This is a genomic window from Enterobacter sp. E14S, assembly GCF_055666685.1.
Window position 1 is genome coordinate 170,387 of sequence record NZ_JBVODQ010000005.1, and the last position, 16,855, is coordinate 187,241.

Below are 16,855 nucleotides of genomic sequence, written 5' to 3' on the forward strand. Positions count from 1 at the left end.
GAAAATCGCGATGCCAGAAAGCATGAAAGCAATCACTCTCTATGATGTCGCCCTCCTTGCGGGGGTTTCTTATCAGACCGTTTCCCGCGTCATTAACGACGCGGAACATGTGTCTGCCCGCACGCGAGAAAAGGTGCAGCAGGCGATGGCGGAGCTGCACTACGTTCCTAACCTTCGGGCGCAGCAGCTGGCGGGGAAACGCACCCGTACGCTGGGCCTCATCACCACCGACCTGGCCCTGCACGCGCCTTCGCAAATTGTGTCGGCGGTCAAATCGCGTGCGGCGGAACAGGGGGCGAGCGTCCTTATCTCCATGGTAGAGCAACCCCAGCAGTGTCAGGCCGCGCTTCAGGCGCTGCTGGCACAGCGGGTGGACGCGCTGCTGGTGAATGTGCCGCTTGACGATCCGCTCGCCGAAGAGCTTGGGGCGCTGGCGTCGCCCGTCCCGGTGCTGTTCCTCGATGTATCGCCCTCAGCGCGGGTAAACAGCCTCGTGTTTAACGCGGAGCAGGGGGCGCGTTTGGGCGTTGAGCATCTGCTCTCACTGGAACATCGGAATATTGCCCTGTTGAGCGGGCCGGAGAGCTCGGTTTCTGCGCGGGCGCGCCTGGCGGGCTGGAAAGCGACGCTGGCGCAGGCGGGTCTTAACGCGACGGCTGTGGCCTACGGTGACTGGAGCGCGGCCAGCGGTTATGAGAAGGGACACGTGCTGCTGTCGGGTGCGGCATTACCGGACGCGATTCTGGTGGCGAACGATCAGATGGCGCTCGGGGTGATGCGCGCCTGCGCGGAAAAAGGGATCGCGATACCTGGCCAGCTTTCGGTAGTGGGGTTTGACGATACGGCCGACAGCGCCTGGTTTTCCCCGCCGCTGACGACCATTCGTCAGGCGTTTCGCGAGGCGGGCGAACGCAGCGTGGAGTGGCTGCTGGCACCTTCCGGGGGCGAAGCGTGCCGGCAGGTTCAGCTGCCGGTGAAGCTGGTTACCCGTCATTCCAGCGCGCGCCGCAATCCTAAGCAGGCCGAACGCGAGGATCTGGCGCAGCAGCTCAGAAGCCTGGCACTGCTTGCCGAGCAGATTGCCCGCAAATAAAACTTTGTGATCGGACTCTCTACCCTGCGATCGCGTGCTTTACCGTCGCAGGATGCCAGGGCATGTTAACTAAAATTGTGAGCGCTTCGCAAAGAGGTTACTATGTCCACCACTTCACCGCTGACCCTCAGCGCCATTCTGGCCCGTCGGGACTGGGAAAATCCTGGCGTCACCCAGTGGAACCGTCTGGCCGCACACGCGCCGTTACACAGCTGGCGTCTTGAACAGCCTGCCCTGGATGATGCTGCATCCGCCAGCAGACGCTCCCTCAATGGGGTGTGGCGATTTAACTACTTTCCTGCACCTGAGCAAATCCCGGAGGCGTGGGTAACCGAAGATTGTGCAGACGCCGTTGCGATGCCCGTGCCGTCGAACTGGCAGATGCAGGGGTTTGACACGCCCATCTACACCAACGTCACCTATCCTATCCCCGTTAATCCGCCTTTTGTGCCGCAGGAAAACCCAACCGGCTGTTACTCGCTCACATTTAATGTGGATGACGCGTGGCTTCAGAGCGGGCAGACCCGCATCATCTTTGACGGCGTGAACTCTGCGTTTCATCTGTGGTGCAACGGGCGGTGGATGGGCTATTCCCAGGACAGCAGGCTGCCTGCCGAATTCGATCTCTCGACGGTCCTGCGGCCCGGTGAGAACCGCCTGGCGGTCATGGTGTTGCGCTGGTGCGACGGCAGCTATCTGGAAGATCAGGACATGTGGCGCATGAGTGGTATTTTCCGCGATGTGACGCTACTGCATAAACCCGAAACGCAGATTGCCGATTATCGCGTGGTGACGGACCTGAATGCGGAACTGGACCGCGCGGTGCTTAAGGCAGATGTCGCGCTGGCAGGGGCGGGCTTTGCAGACTGCGAGGTGGTCTTTACCCTGTGGCGCAAGGGTGAAAAATGCGCCAGCGTTTCCCGGCGTCCGGGGTCTGCCGTTGTGGACGAGCGCGGCAGCTGGGACGAACGCTTAACGGTGGCGATCCCCATTGACCGCCCCGCGCTCTGGAGTGCTGAAACGCCGGAACTGTATCGCCTGACGATGGCGCTTCTCGGCCCGCAGGGTGAGGTGCTGGAGGTTGAGGCGTGCGATGTGGGCTTCCGCCGCGTTGACATCAGCAACGGCCTGCTGAAGCTTAACGGTAAGCCGCTGCTGATCCGCGGGGTTAACCGACACGAGCATCACCCGGAAAATGGCCAGGTGATGGACGAAGCGACCATGCGCCGCGATATCGAAATCATGAAGCAGCACAACTTCAACGCCGTGCGCTGCTCGCACTACCCGAACCATCCCATGTGGTACCGGCTTTGCGACCGCTACGGGCTGTACGTCGTTGACGAAGCCAATATCGAAACGCACGGCATGGTGCCGATGAGCCGCCTTGCTGACGATCCGCGCTGGCTGCCCGCCATGAGCGAGCGCGTGACCCGCATGGTGCAGCGCGATCGTAATCATCCCTCGGTTATCATCTGGTCCCTGGGCAATGAGTCGGGCCACGGCGCGAATCACGATGCGCTGTACCGCTGGCTGAAAACCACCGATCCTACGCGTCCGGTGCAGTATGAAGGCGGCGGCGCGAACACGGCGGCGACCGATATTGTCTGTCCGATGTACGCCCGGGTCGATCGGGATCAGCCCTTCCCGGCAGTGCCAAAATGGTCAATCAAGAAATGGATCGGCATGCCGGACGAAACGCGCCCGCTGATCCTCTGTGAATACGCCCACGCGATGGGAAATAGCTTTGGCGGGGTTGCGAAATACTGGGAAGCGTTTCGCAGCCATCCTCGCCTGCAGGGTGGGTTTGTCTGGGACTGGGTCGATCAGGCCCTGACGAAACGGGACGAAAAGGGCAACGCGTTCTGGGCCTACGGCGGAGACTTCGGCGATAAGCCGAACGATCGGCAGTTCTGTCTTAACGGGCTGGTGTTCCCCGATCGCACGCCGCACCCGGCGCTGTACGAGGCGCAGCGCGCCCAGCAGTTCTTTACCTTTACGCGGGTCAGCACCTCTCCGCTGGTGATTGAGGTGCAAAGCGGCTATCTGTTCCGCCACACCGATAACGAAGTGCTGAACTGGACGGTTGCCCGGGACGGGGACGTGCTGGCCGCGGGCGAGGTGACGCTCTCGATGGCGCCTGAAGGCACCCAGCGTCTGGAAATTGACCTGCCGGCGCTGAACGCCGGGCCGGGAGAGCTCTGGCTGAACGTTGAAGTACGCCAGCCGCGGGCAACGCCGTGGTCTCCGGCTGACCATCGCTGCGCGTGGGAGCAGTGGCCGCTTCCGGCTCCCCTCTTTATTGCTCCGCCAGTCCCGGCGGGCGAGCCGCCGGTGTTAACGCAAAGCGATCGCATTCTGGAGATCGCCCATCGTCAACAGCGCTGGCAGTTCGATCGCGCAACCGGAAACCTGTCCCAATGGTGGCGAAACGGCGTTGAAACGCTGCTTTCACCTCTGACGGATAACGTCAGCCGCGCGCCGCTGGATAACGACATTGGCGTGAGTGAAGCGACGCAGATCGATCCGAACGCCTGGGTTGAACGCTGGAAAGCGGCGGGCATGTACGAACTCACCTCGCGCGTTCTGCACTGTGAGGCACAGCAGCACGCAGGCGACGTGGTGGTCACAACCCAACACGTGCTTGAGTATCGCGGCAAAGCCCTGTTCATGAGCCGTAAAGTCTGGCGGGTGGACGATCGGGGCGTTCTGCATGGCGATATTCAGGTCGATATGGCATCTGATATCCCTGAACCCGCGCGCGTTGGCCTGAGCGTTCATCTTGCCGAAACGCCGGAAAATGTTCACTGGCTGGGGCTGGGGCCGCATGAAAACTACCCGGACAGAAAGCTGGCGGCGCAGCAGGGTCGCTGGACATTACCTCTCGAGGCCATGCACACGCCGTATATCTTCCCGACGGAAAATGGTTTGCGCTGCGATACCCGGGAACTTGTGGTGGGAACGCATCAGCTGAACGGCCGGTTCCATTTCTCGGTGAGCCGCTACGGCCAGCAGCAGCTGCGTGAGACAACCCATCATCATCTGCTGCGCGAAGAGCCGGGATGCTGGCTCAATCTCGATGCGTTCCATATGGGCGTGGGCGGCGACGACTCCTGGAGCCCCAGCGTCTCTCCGGAATTCCTCCTGCAGACACGCCAGCTTCGCTATACCTTCAGCTGGCAGCAGACCCTTAGCTGACCATGAAGATGCGGCCACAGAGCGTGGCCGCAGTCTTACGCCAGAATGCCGCTCAGGCCATGCAGGCTCATGTAAATCCCTACTACGGTAATCAGCGCAGCGGAGATCCACGGCGCTTTACGGGAGAATTCGCTAAACCCGGGCCAGCGTTTGGTCGCGTGCTTGAGGCTTAAGGCGGCAATCGCGCCGGAAGCGACCAGCGTTAACGCCAGACCAATGCTGAAGCTGAACACCAGCGCCGCGCCGAGGGCGAAATGCTTCAGCTGCAGGCAGATCAGCAGTACGGTGATGGACGCCGGGCAGGGGATAAGCCCGCCGGTCAGGCCAAACATCACGATCTGTCCGGTAGTGACGTTTTGACCGCTGAAGCGCCGGTTAATATCCTGCGCGTGAGCGCGCTGGTGGGCGTCCTGCCACTCTTCTTCAACCAGCGTGTGTTCGTGGTGATGATGATGATTATGATGGTGGTCATGGTCATGGTGGTCGTGGTGGTGATGATGATCGTGCGGCTGGCTCTCTTTCCAGGTTCGCCACGCCATCCACAGGGCGATCGCAACGATCAGCACTCCGGAGATCAGCTGGAACCAGGGTTCGGACGTGTGTGCATCCCAGCCCCGACCAAACCATAATCCCGCCATCGCAACGAGCCAGACCACCGCCGTATGGGAGAGCGTGGCCGCCAGGCCGAGCAGCACCGCCTGTTTCAGCGTGCCTCGGATGGCAACAATAAAGGCGGCCATCATTGTTTTTGAATGGCCCGGTTCCAGGCCATGTAGCGCACCGAGCAGGATAGCGCTGGGAACAAACAGCCAGGCGTTGCCCTGCTGAAGGAGTGAAGCAAAATCGGTCATGGGAAATTCCGGAGTGGAAAGCGTGCGGAGATACTACTCCCCCCCAGTAGCGTAATACTACCCCCCAGTAGAAAAATACTCAGGGGGAGTAGCGCGTGGTATGCTTTAAAAGCCAAAAAATAAGGGGTACAGAGATGTCACATACCGTTCGAGACAAGAAGATGCTACTGACTCGCCTGAAGAAAATTCAGGGACAGAGCACCGCGCTGGAAAAAATGCTCAACAGCGATCACGAATGCGCCGAGGTGTTACAGCAGCTGGCGGCGATCCGCGGGGCGGTCAATGGCATGATGATGCAGGTGATCGAAGGGCATTTAACCGATCATGTGGTGAAAGAGCCTGAAGAAGCGCAGCGTGAAGCCGATCTTGGCGTGGTGTTGCGGGTGATGAAATCCTATCTTAAGTAGAATGCATGCCGAGGTTATTTTCTGCCCAAAGAATAAATTCCGTCTTTGGCAGCGCTTTGCTGTAGTACCACCCCTGCCCGTACTGCACGCCGTGGCGGTGTAGCCAGGCGAGTTGCCCTGCGGTTTCGACGCCCTCCGCTACCATCGCCAGCTTCAGCGACTTCGCTATTTCAATGATGTGCGGCGTCACATTTTTATACTCCAGCGCATCCACGAACGATTTATCAATTTTTAGCGTATCGACGTCCAGATCCTGCAGATAGCTCAGGCTGGAATAGCCCGTGCCAAAATCATCAATATAGACAGGGTGGCCCGAACGACGAAATGCGGCGATAGCCGGTGCGCTAATTTTGGGATCGGCAAAGCCGCGCTCGGTGAGCTCCAGGGCGATTTGCCGGGGGTGGATCTGCCACTTGTTCAGGAGCTGACTCAGCAGAGGCGGCAGGATGCCGGAGGTTAAATCGGCAGGGGCGAGGTTAATGGAGATATGCTGATCCGGATAGCGTTGCAGCCAGTGGCCCATATCTTCAAACACCTTTTCGATGACTAACTGCGTCAGCTTCGAGATGAGCCCCGTTTGCTCGGCAAGGGGGACAAAAATATCCGGCGAGAGGCAGCTTCCGTCTGGCTGTGGCCAGCGCGTCAGCGCCTCAGCGCCCACAATTTTTCCGCTACAGAGCGCCACGATGGGTTGATAGTGCACCACAAAATCCCGGCTGTTAATGGCGTCAAGCAGGCGATTGCGCGGCGACTGGATACGCCGCAGGATCCGCAGGACAAACAGTGCGGCGAGCAGGCTTATCAACATGCCGAACGGTAACCAGAAAAGAAGCTGCCGGTGCCAGGTTTCAGCCAGCGGTTTGAGCGTTGCCCATGCAACGACGGTAAACCCAAGCTCAGGTACAGACTTCATGACGTACATTGAACCGTTGTACTGCACGCTTTTCACACCCCGCTCCTGAACCATGTCGCGGATGTGAGAGTCGAGCTTGCTGCTGCTGGCGAATATGCGGTGCGTTGCGCTTCCTACCAGGGCGGCATCAATCGCTATCTCGCCGAAAGGGATCACGTCCACCAGCGAGGCAGGATCGATCATGACAAGGTAGTGGCCTTTTCCCAGCACCGTCATGTAGCGGTTAAATCCAAGATCGTTTTGCGTGGTCAGCCACGCGCTGTAACCATCTTCGGTAATGCGCATTGGAGGAGGGAAAGGGGATGCATGGCTGGTTTGCTCCAGGGAGGAGCAGAGCGGTCGAAGGTTGTCGATATAAATCACTTCCTGGACATATCGCCACGAGAAAGCGACCCGGCGCATTTCCCGTAATTGCAAGGGGCTACACGGCACTCCCTCAAAGGCCTGCAGGTGATCGAGCGCTTCTTTTGCCTGATCCACAACCCTGTCGGTGCGTACCAGCACGCGGGAGGCATAGTTATCCAGCGCATCGGCAAATTTATCTTCCGCCTGGCGGTGGGCCAGCCAGATGCTCAGGCAAATGGGGACCAGCACAGAAAAGATAAGTACGCCAGTCACCAGACTGACCAGATGTCGGGTTTTCATGCTGTCGTGTCCTTCCTCGTATACCCGTTCCTGGGCATTGAGTTCCCTGCCTGAAGAGAAAGATTTTACCGCGAAATGATATAGTTATAGCACGTGGTTGGCATGGTTTTCATTTTATCTCAGGCATACGAGAAATTATCGTCAGAAGAGAGGGGTTGTTTTTTCAAACTGGCCTGGATATTATTTTGTTATGTTATAACAAAACATAAAGGATTTACGATGAAACCCAATATCCACCCAGCCTATCGCACCGTGGTATTCCACGACACCAGCGCTAATGAATACTTTAAAGTCGGCTCAACCATTAAAACCGACCGCGAAATTGAACTCGACGGTGAGACATATCCGTACATCACCATCGAGGTTTCTTCAAAATCGCACCCGTTTTATACCGGTAAGCAAAAAACGTTCTCCACGGACGGCAGCGCAGCGCGCTTCCGCAAGCGTTTTGGCGGTTTTCTCAATGCGAAGCGGGGCTAACCATGCAGGTACTTAACTCATTACGCAGTGCAAAGCAACGTCACCCGGATTGCCAGATAGTCAAACGCAAGGGACGCTTATACGTGATTTGTAAATCTAATCCGCGCTTTAAGGCGGTTCAGGGACGTAAAAAAAGACGCTAAACGCGCGTTTCTCGCCAGCTTTCCAGGGATCTTTTCTGTTTGCCATCGGCAGTAAAATTGTCGGTGGCAAGCCAGTTTTCAAAGGCGTTAGCCAGCGCCGGCCACTCTTTGTCGAGAATCGAAAACCAGTCGGTATCCCGGTTACGGCCTTTTATGACCAGCGCCTGGCGAAAGCGTCCTTCAAACTGAAAGCCCAGACGCAGCGCCGCTTTACGGGAAGGCTCGTTCAGGCTATTGCACTTCCATTCATAACGCCGGTACCCCAGGGTATCGAATACGTATCGCATCAGCAGATACTGCGCTTCTGTCGACCCTGGCGTGCGGCTTAACAGAGGAGAAAAGTGAACGTGACCCACTTCCACGACCCCGTTTTTAGGATCGATCCGCATCAGGGACAGCGTCCCGACAGGAGACTGGGTCCGGTTGTCCATAACGGTAAAGTGGATGGGATCGGATAACTCACTCACCCTCGCCACCCATTCGGCAAACTCCTCTGCGGTGGCATCGGGTTCACGCAGCAGCCACGTCCAGCTTCGGGTATCTCCGGCCAGGGAGTAGGCTGAGAACAACGCGTGGGCATGCTCCACGCGCAGCGGCTCAAGCCGACAATAGTGACCCTGAAGGACCACCCGGGACGGGTGCTGACGAGGCTGCCAGTCGATAAGGGCTTCGCCTACAGGTTGTCCAAACTCGTTGAATGTATTCATCTTTATTTCCATGACGTTGAAAAGATCTCCAGATTAGTGAATTGCTGGTTCCTTAAAAAGAACCACCAGGCTATGTTTTTCTGGTACCACAAGGAGGGAAGATGAATATACCGGGTGATGAGCTTTACACTTTGCTTCATGCTGCGCTGAAAAAGCGTGGGCAGGAGACGCTTCAGCGCGCGCTCTATCTTGCTTTGCGGGAGGCCATACTGGGCGGAAGGCTTCGGTCCGGCAGCCAGCTGCCCGGTTCGCGAACGCTGGCGCAGCAGATCTCGGTTTCCCGAAACACCGTCAATGCGGCGCTGGACCAGCTCACGCTCGAAGGCTATTTGCTGCGTAACCGTCAGGGTACGCGGGTGGGGCAATTCGCTCATCGTACGATTGCCCGGACATTGCCGGATCCTGACGTCAGTCTGACAAAACGGGTCGCCCTGCTGCCCGCGCCCGTGCCGCGCGACACCCCGGTGATGGCGTTTACGCCGGGAACGCCTGCCATTAACTATTTCCCCTTGCCGCTGTGGCGGCGATTGTACGATCGCGTCCTGCGCGAGGCGGGGAGTGCCCTGTTAGGCTATGGCGACCCGGCCGGCGAGCCGTCGCTGCGCGCCGCGATTGCCCGGCATCTCGCTCTGTCCCGCGGTATCGACTGCGACGCCAGCCAGATTGTGATAACCGAAGGAGCGCTTGAGGGCGTCAACCTCTGCACGATGCTGTTAAGCGAGCCTGGCGATGTCGCCTGGGTAGAAAACCCCGGCTATAGCGGGGCAAAGAGTGCGTTTGTTAAAACCGGCCTGGCAATGACGGGAATACCGGTAGATGACGAGGGAATGTGCTGGGAAGGGTTGAATTCGCCCGCTCCTTCACTGATTTTTACCTCACCTTCGCATCAGTTCCCTTACGGGAGCGTGCTCAGCGCGCGGCGGCGGCTGGCGCTGCTGGAGCTGGCCCGGCAGCACAACGCGTGGATCATTGAAGACGATTACGACAGCGAGTTCCGCTTTGCCGGTGAGCCCGTACCGGCGATGCTGGGAATGGTCAACAATGCGCCCGTTGTGTATCTGGGGACGTTCAGTAAAACGCTATTTCCGTCACTTCGAATGGGGTTTATGGTTTTACCGCCAGCGCTGGCGAAAGCGGCTCGCCCGGCCATCGGCTCGCTGTTGCGCGGGGGGCATCGTGCGGAGCAGCGTACCCTGGCGCTGTTCATTGAAGAAGGTCACTATGCCCGTCATCTTGCCGCCATGCGTCGGCTCTATCGTAAACGCTACCGCCAGCTGCGGGAGGTGCTGAGCGCAGAGCTTCATTCTCCGCACCGTATTCTGGCAGGCGAAGGGGGAATGCATCTGGCGCTGGCGATAGACGGTATTGACGACCAGAAGCTGGTAGAGCAGGCGAGGGCGTTTCAGCTGGCACCCGCTGCGCTGAGCGGGTACTACCTGGAGGCGAAGCAGGGGCAAACCGGTCTGGTTTTAGGTTACGGCAATACCTCTGCTTCTCAGTTTGCGCCGGGGATCCGACGTCTACAGGCGTTAATTACGCAGCAGCAGGGCGGGAAAGGGTAAAGACATCATAGAAAGAGAGTTGACCTTTGGTGGAGACCATTTTCTGCAGCTTCTCTTTTTGCCCGGCTTCAACCGCCGGAGAGTGCATGATGTTTTCGATCAGCTCCTCTGGCACGTAACGCGTGTTGTACCATTCGCCGTTATAGCAGACCCGGAAATCGAGCACGTCGATATCTTCGTAACGGTAGCGCGGATTCACGTCGAAAAAGAAAAAGGCGTTAAAGACGACAAACAGTACAACCAGCAGCCAGACGGAGTCCACCAGCGTTTCGGACTTCAGCATCACAATCAGCGTCGCCAGCCAGGCGGCATACATGGCGACAAACAGTCCAGGATGTTTGCGAATAAAGCTAATGCTAAAGCGCGGGCGATTGTCGCGCTTTTCGCGGAGGTTAAGATCGTCGATGGTGGCGGTAAGCAGGCGCTGTATCTCGGTCATTTTTTGCCTTCATAAGAGTTGACAATACAGGGGGTCTGCCAATTTTAGGGGAGCCATCAGGCTGAAAAAAGTAACAGTCTGGCGCTAAAAGACTATAACAGTTGACTCCCCGCAACCTCACAGCGTTTTGATGATTTTTGCCGGGTTGCCGCCAACGACGACGTTAGCCGGGACGTCTTTCGTCACGACGGCCCCGGAGGCTACCACCGCATTATCACCAATGGTGACGCCAGGGTTAATGACAGCCCGGCCGCCAATCCAGACGTTATTGCCAATATTGACGGGTTTTCCAAACTCCACGCCGCTGTTTCGTTCTTCCGCGTCCAGGGGGTGGGTAGCCGTATAAATATGAACACCCGGCGCGAGCATGCAGTTATCGCCAATATGCACAGGGCAGACATCCAGCATCACGCAGTCGAAGTTAGCGTAAAAGTTTTTGCCCAGATAAATGTTATATCCGTAGTCGCAGCGGAAGCTCGGCTCAATATAAGCGCCTGCGCTTTGTCCCAGAAGTTCCGCCAGAATGTTCTGGCGTTCTGTTTTTTCATCAGGCGCGGTGTGGTTATAGCGGTAAACCAGATGGCGGGCCCGCAGTCGGTCAGCCCGTAACGTCTCATCGCCGGGGCGGTAATGTTCACCGGCAATCATTTTCTGTTTTTCTAAGCTCATAGGAAACCTCTCTGGATGTTATTACCGAAGGGTAATCGGAACAGGCCAGAAGGGGAACGTTCCCGAAAAGCCGATGTGACTGACGTCACAACATTGCTGCTGATGAACACGTTTTACACGGAGACCTGGCTTACGCACAGGGAGCATAACGGGACAGGTAAATACTCAGAACGAGGCGTAGAACTCTACAGACACCCTTCAAAGATTAACGGACAAATTTCCACACAGAAGTAGGGATTTTGTCATACAGTTTATTCATTGTCAGTTCAGCAAGACGATGGTCAGCGGCTGAATAAAATACCGCCAGTTCATTATCAGAAAGCTCGTATTTATTCTTTTCAATGACGCGCTCAAGCGTGTCAATTGACTGACAACGTCGTAAGCGCATCAAATAATCGATTTTTGTGAGTGGTTTATCAGACATAAATTCACCTTAGTAATTGTAATAATTTTAACAGGAAAGACTAACCGGGTTAGCTCTGCTCACGTTGACGAAACAGCGGAATAGCCGGTTTCCCGATTTACGCCATTTTTGCAAATCCTGGGCGTTAATGCCGTAACTGCTGAACAACATAAAGGTGTCGTCCAGGTATTCATCAATTTGCTCAATGAGCTTATTATCTTCATTGTACTTAATTTTATAATTAAGTGCGAAGGTTGCGATATGCTCTATCAGCTCATTCAACTGTAAATTGATAGCAGAAGTTGGATCGTTTACCCAGCCATGGTTGCTTTCATCAAGGTTGGCAAGGCAGTCATGGTACAAGGATTCGCAGAGAAATTTCAACTGCGCGATATCATGCCTTTTTGGCGAGTACTCGTCCATAGCGCATCCCCTTCTGAGTGATTTCTTACTCACCGAACATCATTGTCGGGATGGATACAACTGACTTAGCTACATGAGTGCTGTGTTCCTGATAACCTAACTATAAGCCACTCCTTCCTGGATTTCACCGCGCTATTACGAAAAATTACAAATAAAAACCGCAGGCTGGGAGCATGCACGCAAATGGTCACCCTGGACTCAACGTTTTTATCCAAATTAACGACGGGGTTTTATCCCTTCCTTACGTTTCATCGGCTTAGCAAAAATGATGAGAAAAGTTCAGATTCAGACTTATCTTTGTAAGAACTTCTTATTAGGAATATTCCTAATACCTTAAGCGGGGAAATGAAATTAAAAAAATCCTGAATTCACCGATTAAGGTATCAGTTAATTATGATATGTCTATTTAAGATGGCAGAAAATAAATAGAGCCACAATAAGCGTAATTTATGATTTTTTCTGAAAATGAAAAAGGCCGCTAATGCGGCCTTTTTATCATGTGGAACCGGTATCAGTGAGGTTATACCGAATGACTGTGTTCAACATCTTCATTCTTGCGGCTAAAGCGGCGGCGAACCACCACGAAGAACACCGGTACGAAGAAGATAGCCAGTACGGTCGCGGTAACCATACCGCCCATTACGCCTGTACCTACCGCGTTCTGCGCGCCGGAGCCCGCACCGGAGCTGATAACCAGCGGCATTACGCCGAGGATGAACGCCAGAGAGGTCATCAGGATTGGACGCAGACGCATACGCACCGCTTCAAGCGTCGCCTCGATAAGCCCTTTGCCTTCTTTCTCCATCAGATCTTTGGCGAATTCAACGATAAGTATCGCGTTCTTCGCCGACAAGCCAATGGTTGTCAGCAGGCCTACCTGGAAGTACACATCGTTGGTCAATCCGCGGAACGTTGCGGCAAGCAGCGCACCGATAACCCCGAGCGGAACCACCAGCATAACGGAGAACGGAATTGACCAGCTCTCGTACAGTGCCGCCAGACACAGGAAGACCACAATCAGTGAAATGGCGTACAGGGCAGGGGCCTGGTTACCGGACAGACGTTCCTGATAGGACATACCGGTCCAGTCATAGCCGATACCCGCAGGCAGTTTGCTTGCCAGCTCTTCCATCAGGTTCATGGCTTCACCGGTGCTTCGGCCCGGCGCGGCCTGACCCAGGATTTCCATCGACGGCAGACCGTTGTAACGTTCCAGACGCGGTGAACCGTATTCCCAGCGCGACGTCGAGAAGGCTGAGAACGGCACCATCTGGCCATTGCTGCCGCGAACGTACCAGTTGTTAATATCGTTCGGCAGCATACGGTACTGCGCCTCTGACATCACGTACACTTTCTTCACACGACCGCGGTCGATGAAGTCGTTAACGTAGCTACCGCCCCAGGCTGCGCCCAGCGTGGTATTGATGTCACTGATGGATACGCCCAGCGCCTGCGCTTTCTCCTGGTCGATATCGATCTTGTACTGCGGCGTATCTTCCAGGCCGTTTGGACGTACGCCAACCAGCAGGTCAGGGTGTTTAGCCACTTCGCCGAACAGCTGGTTACGCGCCTGCGTCAGTTTCTCGTGACCCAGACCGCCCTGGTCGATCAGCTGGAAGTCGAAACCGGTTGCCGTACCCAGTTCAACAATCGCTGGCAGGTTAAAGGCGAAGACCATCGCATCTTTAATCTGCGAGAAGGTTCCCATTGCACGGCCGGTGATGGCTTCAACCTTGTTCTTTTCGCCTGGACGTTCAGACCAGTCTTTCAGAGAAACGAAGGCAATACCGGTGTTCTGACCACGACCCGCAAAGCCAAAGCCGTTAACCGCAAACACGGACTCAACGTTGTCTTTCTCTTTGGTGAGATAGTAGTCCGTCACTTCATCCAGCACTTTCTGGGTACGCTCTTGCGAGGCACCCGCTGGAAGCTGTGCCATCGTCAGGAACACGCCCTGGTCTTCATCTGGCAGGAACGAGCTTGGCAGACGAACGAACAGGAAGGCCATGCCCACCACGATGATGATATAGAGCAGCAGGTAACGACCGGTGCTGCGCAGGATGTTACCCACGCTGTCGGTGTAGTGATGCGTGCTCTTATCGAACATGCGGTTAAACCAGCCGAAGAAGCCTTTATGCTCGCCGTGACCGCCTTTCTGAATCGGCTTCAGCATGGTGGCACACAGCGCAGGCGTCAGGATCAACGCCACCAGCACCGACAGCGCCATCGCGGAAACGATGGTAATGGAGAACTGGCGGTAAATCGCACCGGTAGAGCCCCCGAAGAAGGCCATCGGGATAAATACCGCAGACAGCACCATCGCGATACCGACCAGCGCGCCCTGGATTTGACCCATTGATTTACGGGTCGCTTCCTTCGGCGGCAAACCTTCCTCCGCCATTACGCGTTCGACGTTCTCGACCACGACGATGGCGTCATCCACCAGCAGGCCGATGGCGAGCACCATCCCGAACATCGTCAGGGTGTTTATCGAGTAGCCAAATATCGACAGGATCGCAAAGGTCCCGAGCAATACCACCGGCACGGCAATCGTTGGGATAAGCGTCGCGCGGAAGTTTTGCAGGAACAGGTACATCACCAGGAATACCAGGATGATCGCCTCAACCAGCGTCTTAACCACTTCATGAATCGAGATTTTCACGAACGGCGTGGTGTCGTACGGGTAAACGATTTTCAGACCTGACGGGAAGAACGGTTCCATCTTCTTCAGCTCTGCGCGGATCGCCGTGGCGGTGTCCAGGGCGTTAGCGCCTGTCGCCAGTTTGATACCCAGACCGGAAGCCGGTTTACCGTTAAACTTCGCGATGATGTCGTAGTTCTCACCGCCCAGCTCAACTTTCGCCACGTCGCGCAGGCGAACCTGCGAACCGTCCTGATTCACTTTCAGCAGAATTTTGCTGAACTCATCGGCAGAGGTCAGACGGGTCTGCGCGATGATCGAGGCGTTAAGCTGCTGGCCTTTCACCGGTGGTGTACCGCCTAACTGACCGGCCGCTACCTGGGCGTTCTGCGCTTTAATCGCGCTGATCACGTCAACCGGCGTCAGCTGGAAGTTGTTCAGCTTGTTCGGATCCATCCAGATACGCATCGCGTACTGGGAACCGAACAGCTGCACGTCGCCCACACCGGAAGTACGGCTAATAGCGTCCTTCATGTTGGCGCCCACGTAGTCGGAAATATCCTCCTGCGTCATGGTGCCGTTAGTGTTGATAACGCCGACAACCATCAGGAAGCTGCTGGACGATTTCTCGACGCTCACACCCTGCTGTTGTACTTCCTGCGGCAGCAAAGGCATCGCCAGCTGCAGTTTGTTCTGCACCTGAACCTGCGCAATGTCAGCATCCGTACCTGACTGGAAGGTCAGGGTGATCTGCACCGTACCGGTGGAGTCACTGTTTGAGGACATGTACATCAGGTTATCGATACCGTTCATGTTCTGTTCGATAACCTGGGTGACGGTGTCCTGCACCGTTTTCGCATCAGCCCCCGGGTAGGTTGCGGAAATTGTCACCGCCGGTGGCGCAATCGTTGGATATTGCGCAACAGGCAGCTTCAGGATCGCAAGTCCCCCGGCCAGCATGATGATTATGGCGATCACCCACGCAAATATGGGGCGATCGATAAAGAAATTAGGCATGTCTTAACGGCTCCTGTTTAAGTTAAGACTTGGTTTGTTCTGACTGGCCAGCGGCCGAAGCTTGTTGTTTATCGTCAGATTTCACTTCCTGTGCTTTAACCTGCGCGCCAGGACGAACTTTTTGCAAACCAGTAACAATCACGCGATCGCCATCTTTCAGACCTTCCGTCACCAGCCATTTATCGCCAATCGCCTGGGTGGCGGTGATATTGCGCGTTTCGACTTTGTCATCAGCCCCAACAACCAGCGCGCTCGCATCGCCGCGTGGCGTACGGGTCACACCCTGCTGTGGAACCAGAAGTGCGGTTGGATTCGTTCCTTCTTCCAGACGCGCGCGAACGAACATACCTGGCAGCAGATTCTTGTCAGGGTTCGGGAAAATCGCACGTAAGGTGATGGAACCGGTGGTCTGGTCGACCGTCACGTCAGAGAATTCCAGGGTACCTTCCTGCGGGAACTTGATACCGTCATTGGTAATCAGCTCCACTTTGGCTTTGCCGTTTTCCTGTTTCAGGGTGCCGTTAGCCAGCTCCTGTTTCAGGCGCAGGAAATCGTTGCTGGACTGCGTCACGTCAACGTAGATCGGATCAAGCTGCTGCACGGTTGCCAGCGCATTGGTCTGACCGTTCTGCACCAGCGCCCCTTCCGTGACGGAAGATTTACCAATACGACCGCTGATAGGAGAGGTCACTTTGGTATAGGCCAGGTTAATACGCGCGGTTTCGACGGCCGCTTTGGCTGCCACCACGGCCGCGTTAGCCTGCTGTGCGTCTGCCAGGGCGGTATCGTAATCCTGTTGGCTGATGTACTTGGTACCGAGCAGCTTTTGGTAGCGGTTCAACGTCAGCTGAGCAATTTTGGCCGCGGCTTGTGCTTTCGCCAGGTCACCTTTCGCACTTTCATAAGAGGCCTGATAGGTTGCTGGATCAATCTGATACAGAGACTCACCGGCTTTCACATCACCACCTTCGGTGAAGTTACGCTTCAGGATAATGCCGCTAACCTGAGGACGCACTTCCGCAATGCGGTAAGCATTGGTACGGCCTGGTAATTCGGTGGTGATTTGTAGAGGTTCAGATTTGAGCGTAACGACGCCTACTTCTGGCGCCTGCTGAGCTCCTTGTTGAGCTGGTTTGTCGTCACATCCTGTTAGCGCTAAGCTGCCTGAGAGCATCAGAACGACCGCCAGAGGCGTTAACCCTCTGTTTTTGTTCATATGTAAACCTCGAGTGTCCGATTTCAAATTGATCAAGGGTCCTGAGTCTAA

At 55.9% G+C, this 16,855-nt stretch carries 15 protein-coding genes; 6 read left to right on the forward strand and 9 right to left on the reverse strand.

Translation table 11 applies throughout. From position 1 onward, the window contains the following. Positions 1–22: 22 nt before the first annotated feature. Positions 23–1,093, forward strand: coding sequence for a LacI family DNA-binding transcriptional regulator (locus tag ACZ6J2_RS13290; RefSeq protein ID WP_471725919.1), 1,071 nt, complete (start codon positions 23–25; stop codon positions 1,091–1,093). A 102-nt stretch (positions 1,094–1,195) separates the two neighbouring features. After that, the gene (locus ACZ6J2_RS13295) at positions 1,196–4,288 is read left to right on the forward strand and encodes a beta-galactosidase (RefSeq protein WP_471725920.1); all 3,093 of its coding nucleotides are present in this window, start codon (positions 1,196–1,198) and stop codon (positions 4,286–4,288) included. Between the two features lie 35 nt (positions 4,289–4,323). Here the strand turns inward: ACZ6J2_RS13295 and ACZ6J2_RS13300 are convergent, their stop codons facing one another. Next, on the reverse strand, positions 4,324–5,139 hold the full coding sequence (locus ACZ6J2_RS13300) for a nickel/cobalt efflux protein RcnA (RefSeq protein WP_471725921.1): 816 nt from the start codon (positions 5,137–5,139) through the stop codon (positions 4,324–4,326). A gap of 134 nt (positions 5,140–5,273) precedes the next feature. On the opposite strand from ACZ6J2_RS13300, the gene ACZ6J2_RS13305 reads away from it, so the two are divergent. Continuing rightward, positions 5,274–5,546, forward strand: a complete 273-nt coding sequence (locus tag ACZ6J2_RS13305) for a metal-sensing transcriptional repressor (protein WP_023310594.1) — start codon at positions 5,274–5,276, stop codon at positions 5,544–5,546. On the opposite strand, the gene ACZ6J2_RS13310 is transcribed toward ACZ6J2_RS13305, so the two are convergent. After that, entirely contained in the window at positions 5,539–7,104 is a 1,566-nt protein-coding gene (locus ACZ6J2_RS13310) for an EAL domain-containing protein (RefSeq protein WP_069303748.1), read from the reverse strand. The two genes, ACZ6J2_RS13305 and ACZ6J2_RS13310, sit on opposite strands and share 8 nt — an antisense overlap. A 219-nt stretch (positions 7,105–7,323) precedes the next feature. Between ACZ6J2_RS13310 and ACZ6J2_RS13315 the strand changes: the two genes are divergently transcribed. Then, positions 7,324–7,584 (forward strand): type B 50S ribosomal protein L31, encoded by a 261-nt coding sequence (locus ACZ6J2_RS13315; RefSeq protein WP_006176933.1) that lies wholly within the window; start codon positions 7,324–7,326, stop codon positions 7,582–7,584. A gap of 2 nt (positions 7,585–7,586) precedes the next feature. After that, positions 7,587–7,727 carry a type B 50S ribosomal protein L36 gene (ykgO, locus tag ACZ6J2_RS13320; RefSeq protein ID WP_003859006.1) on the forward strand — a complete coding sequence of 47 codons (141 nt, stop codon included), beginning with the start codon at positions 7,587–7,589 and terminating at the stop codon, positions 7,725–7,727. On the opposite strand, the gene ACZ6J2_RS13325 is transcribed toward ykgO, so the two are convergent. Next, positions 7,724–8,434 (reverse strand): GNAT family N-acetyltransferase, encoded by a 711-nt coding sequence (locus ACZ6J2_RS13325; protein WP_471725922.1) that lies wholly within the window; start codon positions 8,432–8,434, stop codon positions 7,724–7,726. The two genes, ykgO and ACZ6J2_RS13325, sit on opposite strands and share 4 nt — an antisense overlap. A 101-nt stretch (positions 8,435–8,535) precedes the next feature. On the opposite strand from ACZ6J2_RS13325, the gene pdxR reads away from it, so the two are divergent. Then, complete coding sequence (gene pdxR, locus ACZ6J2_RS13330; protein ID WP_471725923.1) at positions 8,536–9,996, forward strand: MocR-like pyridoxine biosynthesis transcription factor PdxR; 1,461 nt, start codon at positions 8,536–8,538, stop codon at positions 9,994–9,996. Here pdxR and ACZ6J2_RS13335 read toward each other — a convergent pair. The 6 genes from ACZ6J2_RS13335 to acrA form a co-directional block, all read right to left on the reverse strand. After that, positions 9,968–10,435: a YlaC family protein gene (locus tag ACZ6J2_RS13335; protein WP_023310598.1), complete on the reverse strand. Its 468-nt coding sequence runs from the start codon at positions 10,433–10,435 to the stop codon at positions 9,968–9,970. The genes pdxR and ACZ6J2_RS13335 overlap by 29 nt on opposite strands. A gap of 117 nt (positions 10,436–10,552) precedes the next feature. After that, the gene (gene maa, locus ACZ6J2_RS13340) at positions 10,553–11,104 is read right to left on the reverse strand and encodes a maltose O-acetyltransferase (protein ID WP_471725924.1); all 552 of its coding nucleotides are present in this window, start codon (positions 11,102–11,104) and stop codon (positions 10,553–10,555) included. 205 nt (positions 11,105–11,309) lie between these two features. After that, on the reverse strand, positions 11,310–11,528 hold the full coding sequence (locus ACZ6J2_RS13345) for an HHA domain-containing protein (protein WP_008499287.1): 219 nt from the start codon (positions 11,526–11,528) through the stop codon (positions 11,310–11,312). Between the two features lie 27 nt (positions 11,529–11,555). Beyond that, a complete protein-coding gene (gene tomB / locus ACZ6J2_RS13350; RefSeq protein WP_008499288.1) occupies positions 11,556–11,930 on the reverse strand; it encodes an Hha toxicity modulator TomB in 375 nt (124 codons plus the stop codon). Positions 11,931–12,450: 520 nt separating this feature from the next. Then, positions 12,451–15,588, reverse strand: coding sequence for a multidrug efflux RND transporter permease subunit AcrB (gene acrB, locus ACZ6J2_RS13355; protein WP_471725925.1), 3,138 nt, complete (start codon positions 15,586–15,588; stop codon positions 12,451–12,453). A gap of 22 nt (positions 15,589–15,610) precedes the next feature. Further along, positions 15,611–16,804, reverse strand: coding sequence for a multidrug efflux RND transporter periplasmic adaptor subunit AcrA (acrA, locus tag ACZ6J2_RS13360; RefSeq protein WP_029741963.1), 1,194 nt, complete (start codon positions 16,802–16,804; stop codon positions 15,611–15,613). Positions 16,805–16,855: the final 51 nt, after the last annotated feature.

Bases quoted from the DNA above. Each gene is read 5' to 3' on its own strand.
- ACZ6J2_RS13335 (WP_023310598.1), bottom strand. From the start codon at position 10,435: ATGACCGAGATACAGCGCCTGCTTACCGCCACCATCGACGATCTTAAC.
- maa (WP_471725924.1), bottom strand. From the start codon at position 11,104: ATGAGCTTAGAAAAACAGAAAATGATTGCCGGTGAACATTACCGCCCC.
- ACZ6J2_RS13295 (WP_471725920.1), top strand. From the start codon at position 1,196: ATGTCCACCACTTCACCGCTGACCCTCAGCGCCATTCTGGCCCGTCGG.
- ACZ6J2_RS13345 (WP_008499287.1), bottom strand. From the start codon at position 11,528: ATGTCTGATAAACCACTCACAAAAATCGATTATTTGATGCGCTTACGA.
- ACZ6J2_RS13310 (WP_069303748.1), bottom strand. From the start codon at position 7,104: ATGAAAACCCGACATCTGGTCAGTCTGGTGACTGGCGTACTTATCTTT.
- ACZ6J2_RS13315 (WP_006176933.1), top strand. From the start codon at position 7,324: ATGAAACCCAATATCCACCCAGCCTATCGCACCGTGGTATTCCACGAC.
- tomB (WP_008499288.1), bottom strand. From the start codon at position 11,930: ATGGACGAGTACTCGCCAAAAAGGCATGATATCGCGCAGTTGAAATTT.
- pdxR (WP_471725923.1), top strand. From the start codon at position 8,536: ATGAATATACCGGGTGATGAGCTTTACACTTTGCTTCATGCTGCGCTG.
- ACZ6J2_RS13325 (WP_471725922.1), bottom strand. From the start codon at position 8,434: ATGAATACATTCAACGAGTTTGGACAACCTGTAGGCGAAGCCCTTATC.
- acrB (WP_471725925.1), bottom strand. From the start codon at position 15,588: ATGCCTAATTTCTTTATCGATCGCCCCATATTTGCGTGGGTGATCGCC.
- ACZ6J2_RS13290 (WP_471725919.1), top strand. From the start codon at position 23: ATGAAAGCAATCACTCTCTATGATGTCGCCCTCCTTGCGGGGGTTTCT.
- ykgO (WP_003859006.1), top strand. From the start codon at position 7,587: ATGCAGGTACTTAACTCATTACGCAGTGCAAAGCAACGTCACCCGGAT.
- acrA (WP_029741963.1), bottom strand. From the start codon at position 16,804: ATGAACAAAAACAGAGGGTTAACGCCTCTGGCGGTCGTTCTGATGCTC.
- ACZ6J2_RS13305 (WP_023310594.1), top strand. From the start codon at position 5,274: ATGTCACATACCGTTCGAGACAAGAAGATGCTACTGACTCGCCTGAAG.
- ACZ6J2_RS13300 (WP_471725921.1), bottom strand. From the start codon at position 5,139: ATGACCGATTTTGCTTCACTCCTTCAGCAGGGCAACGCCTGGCTGTTT.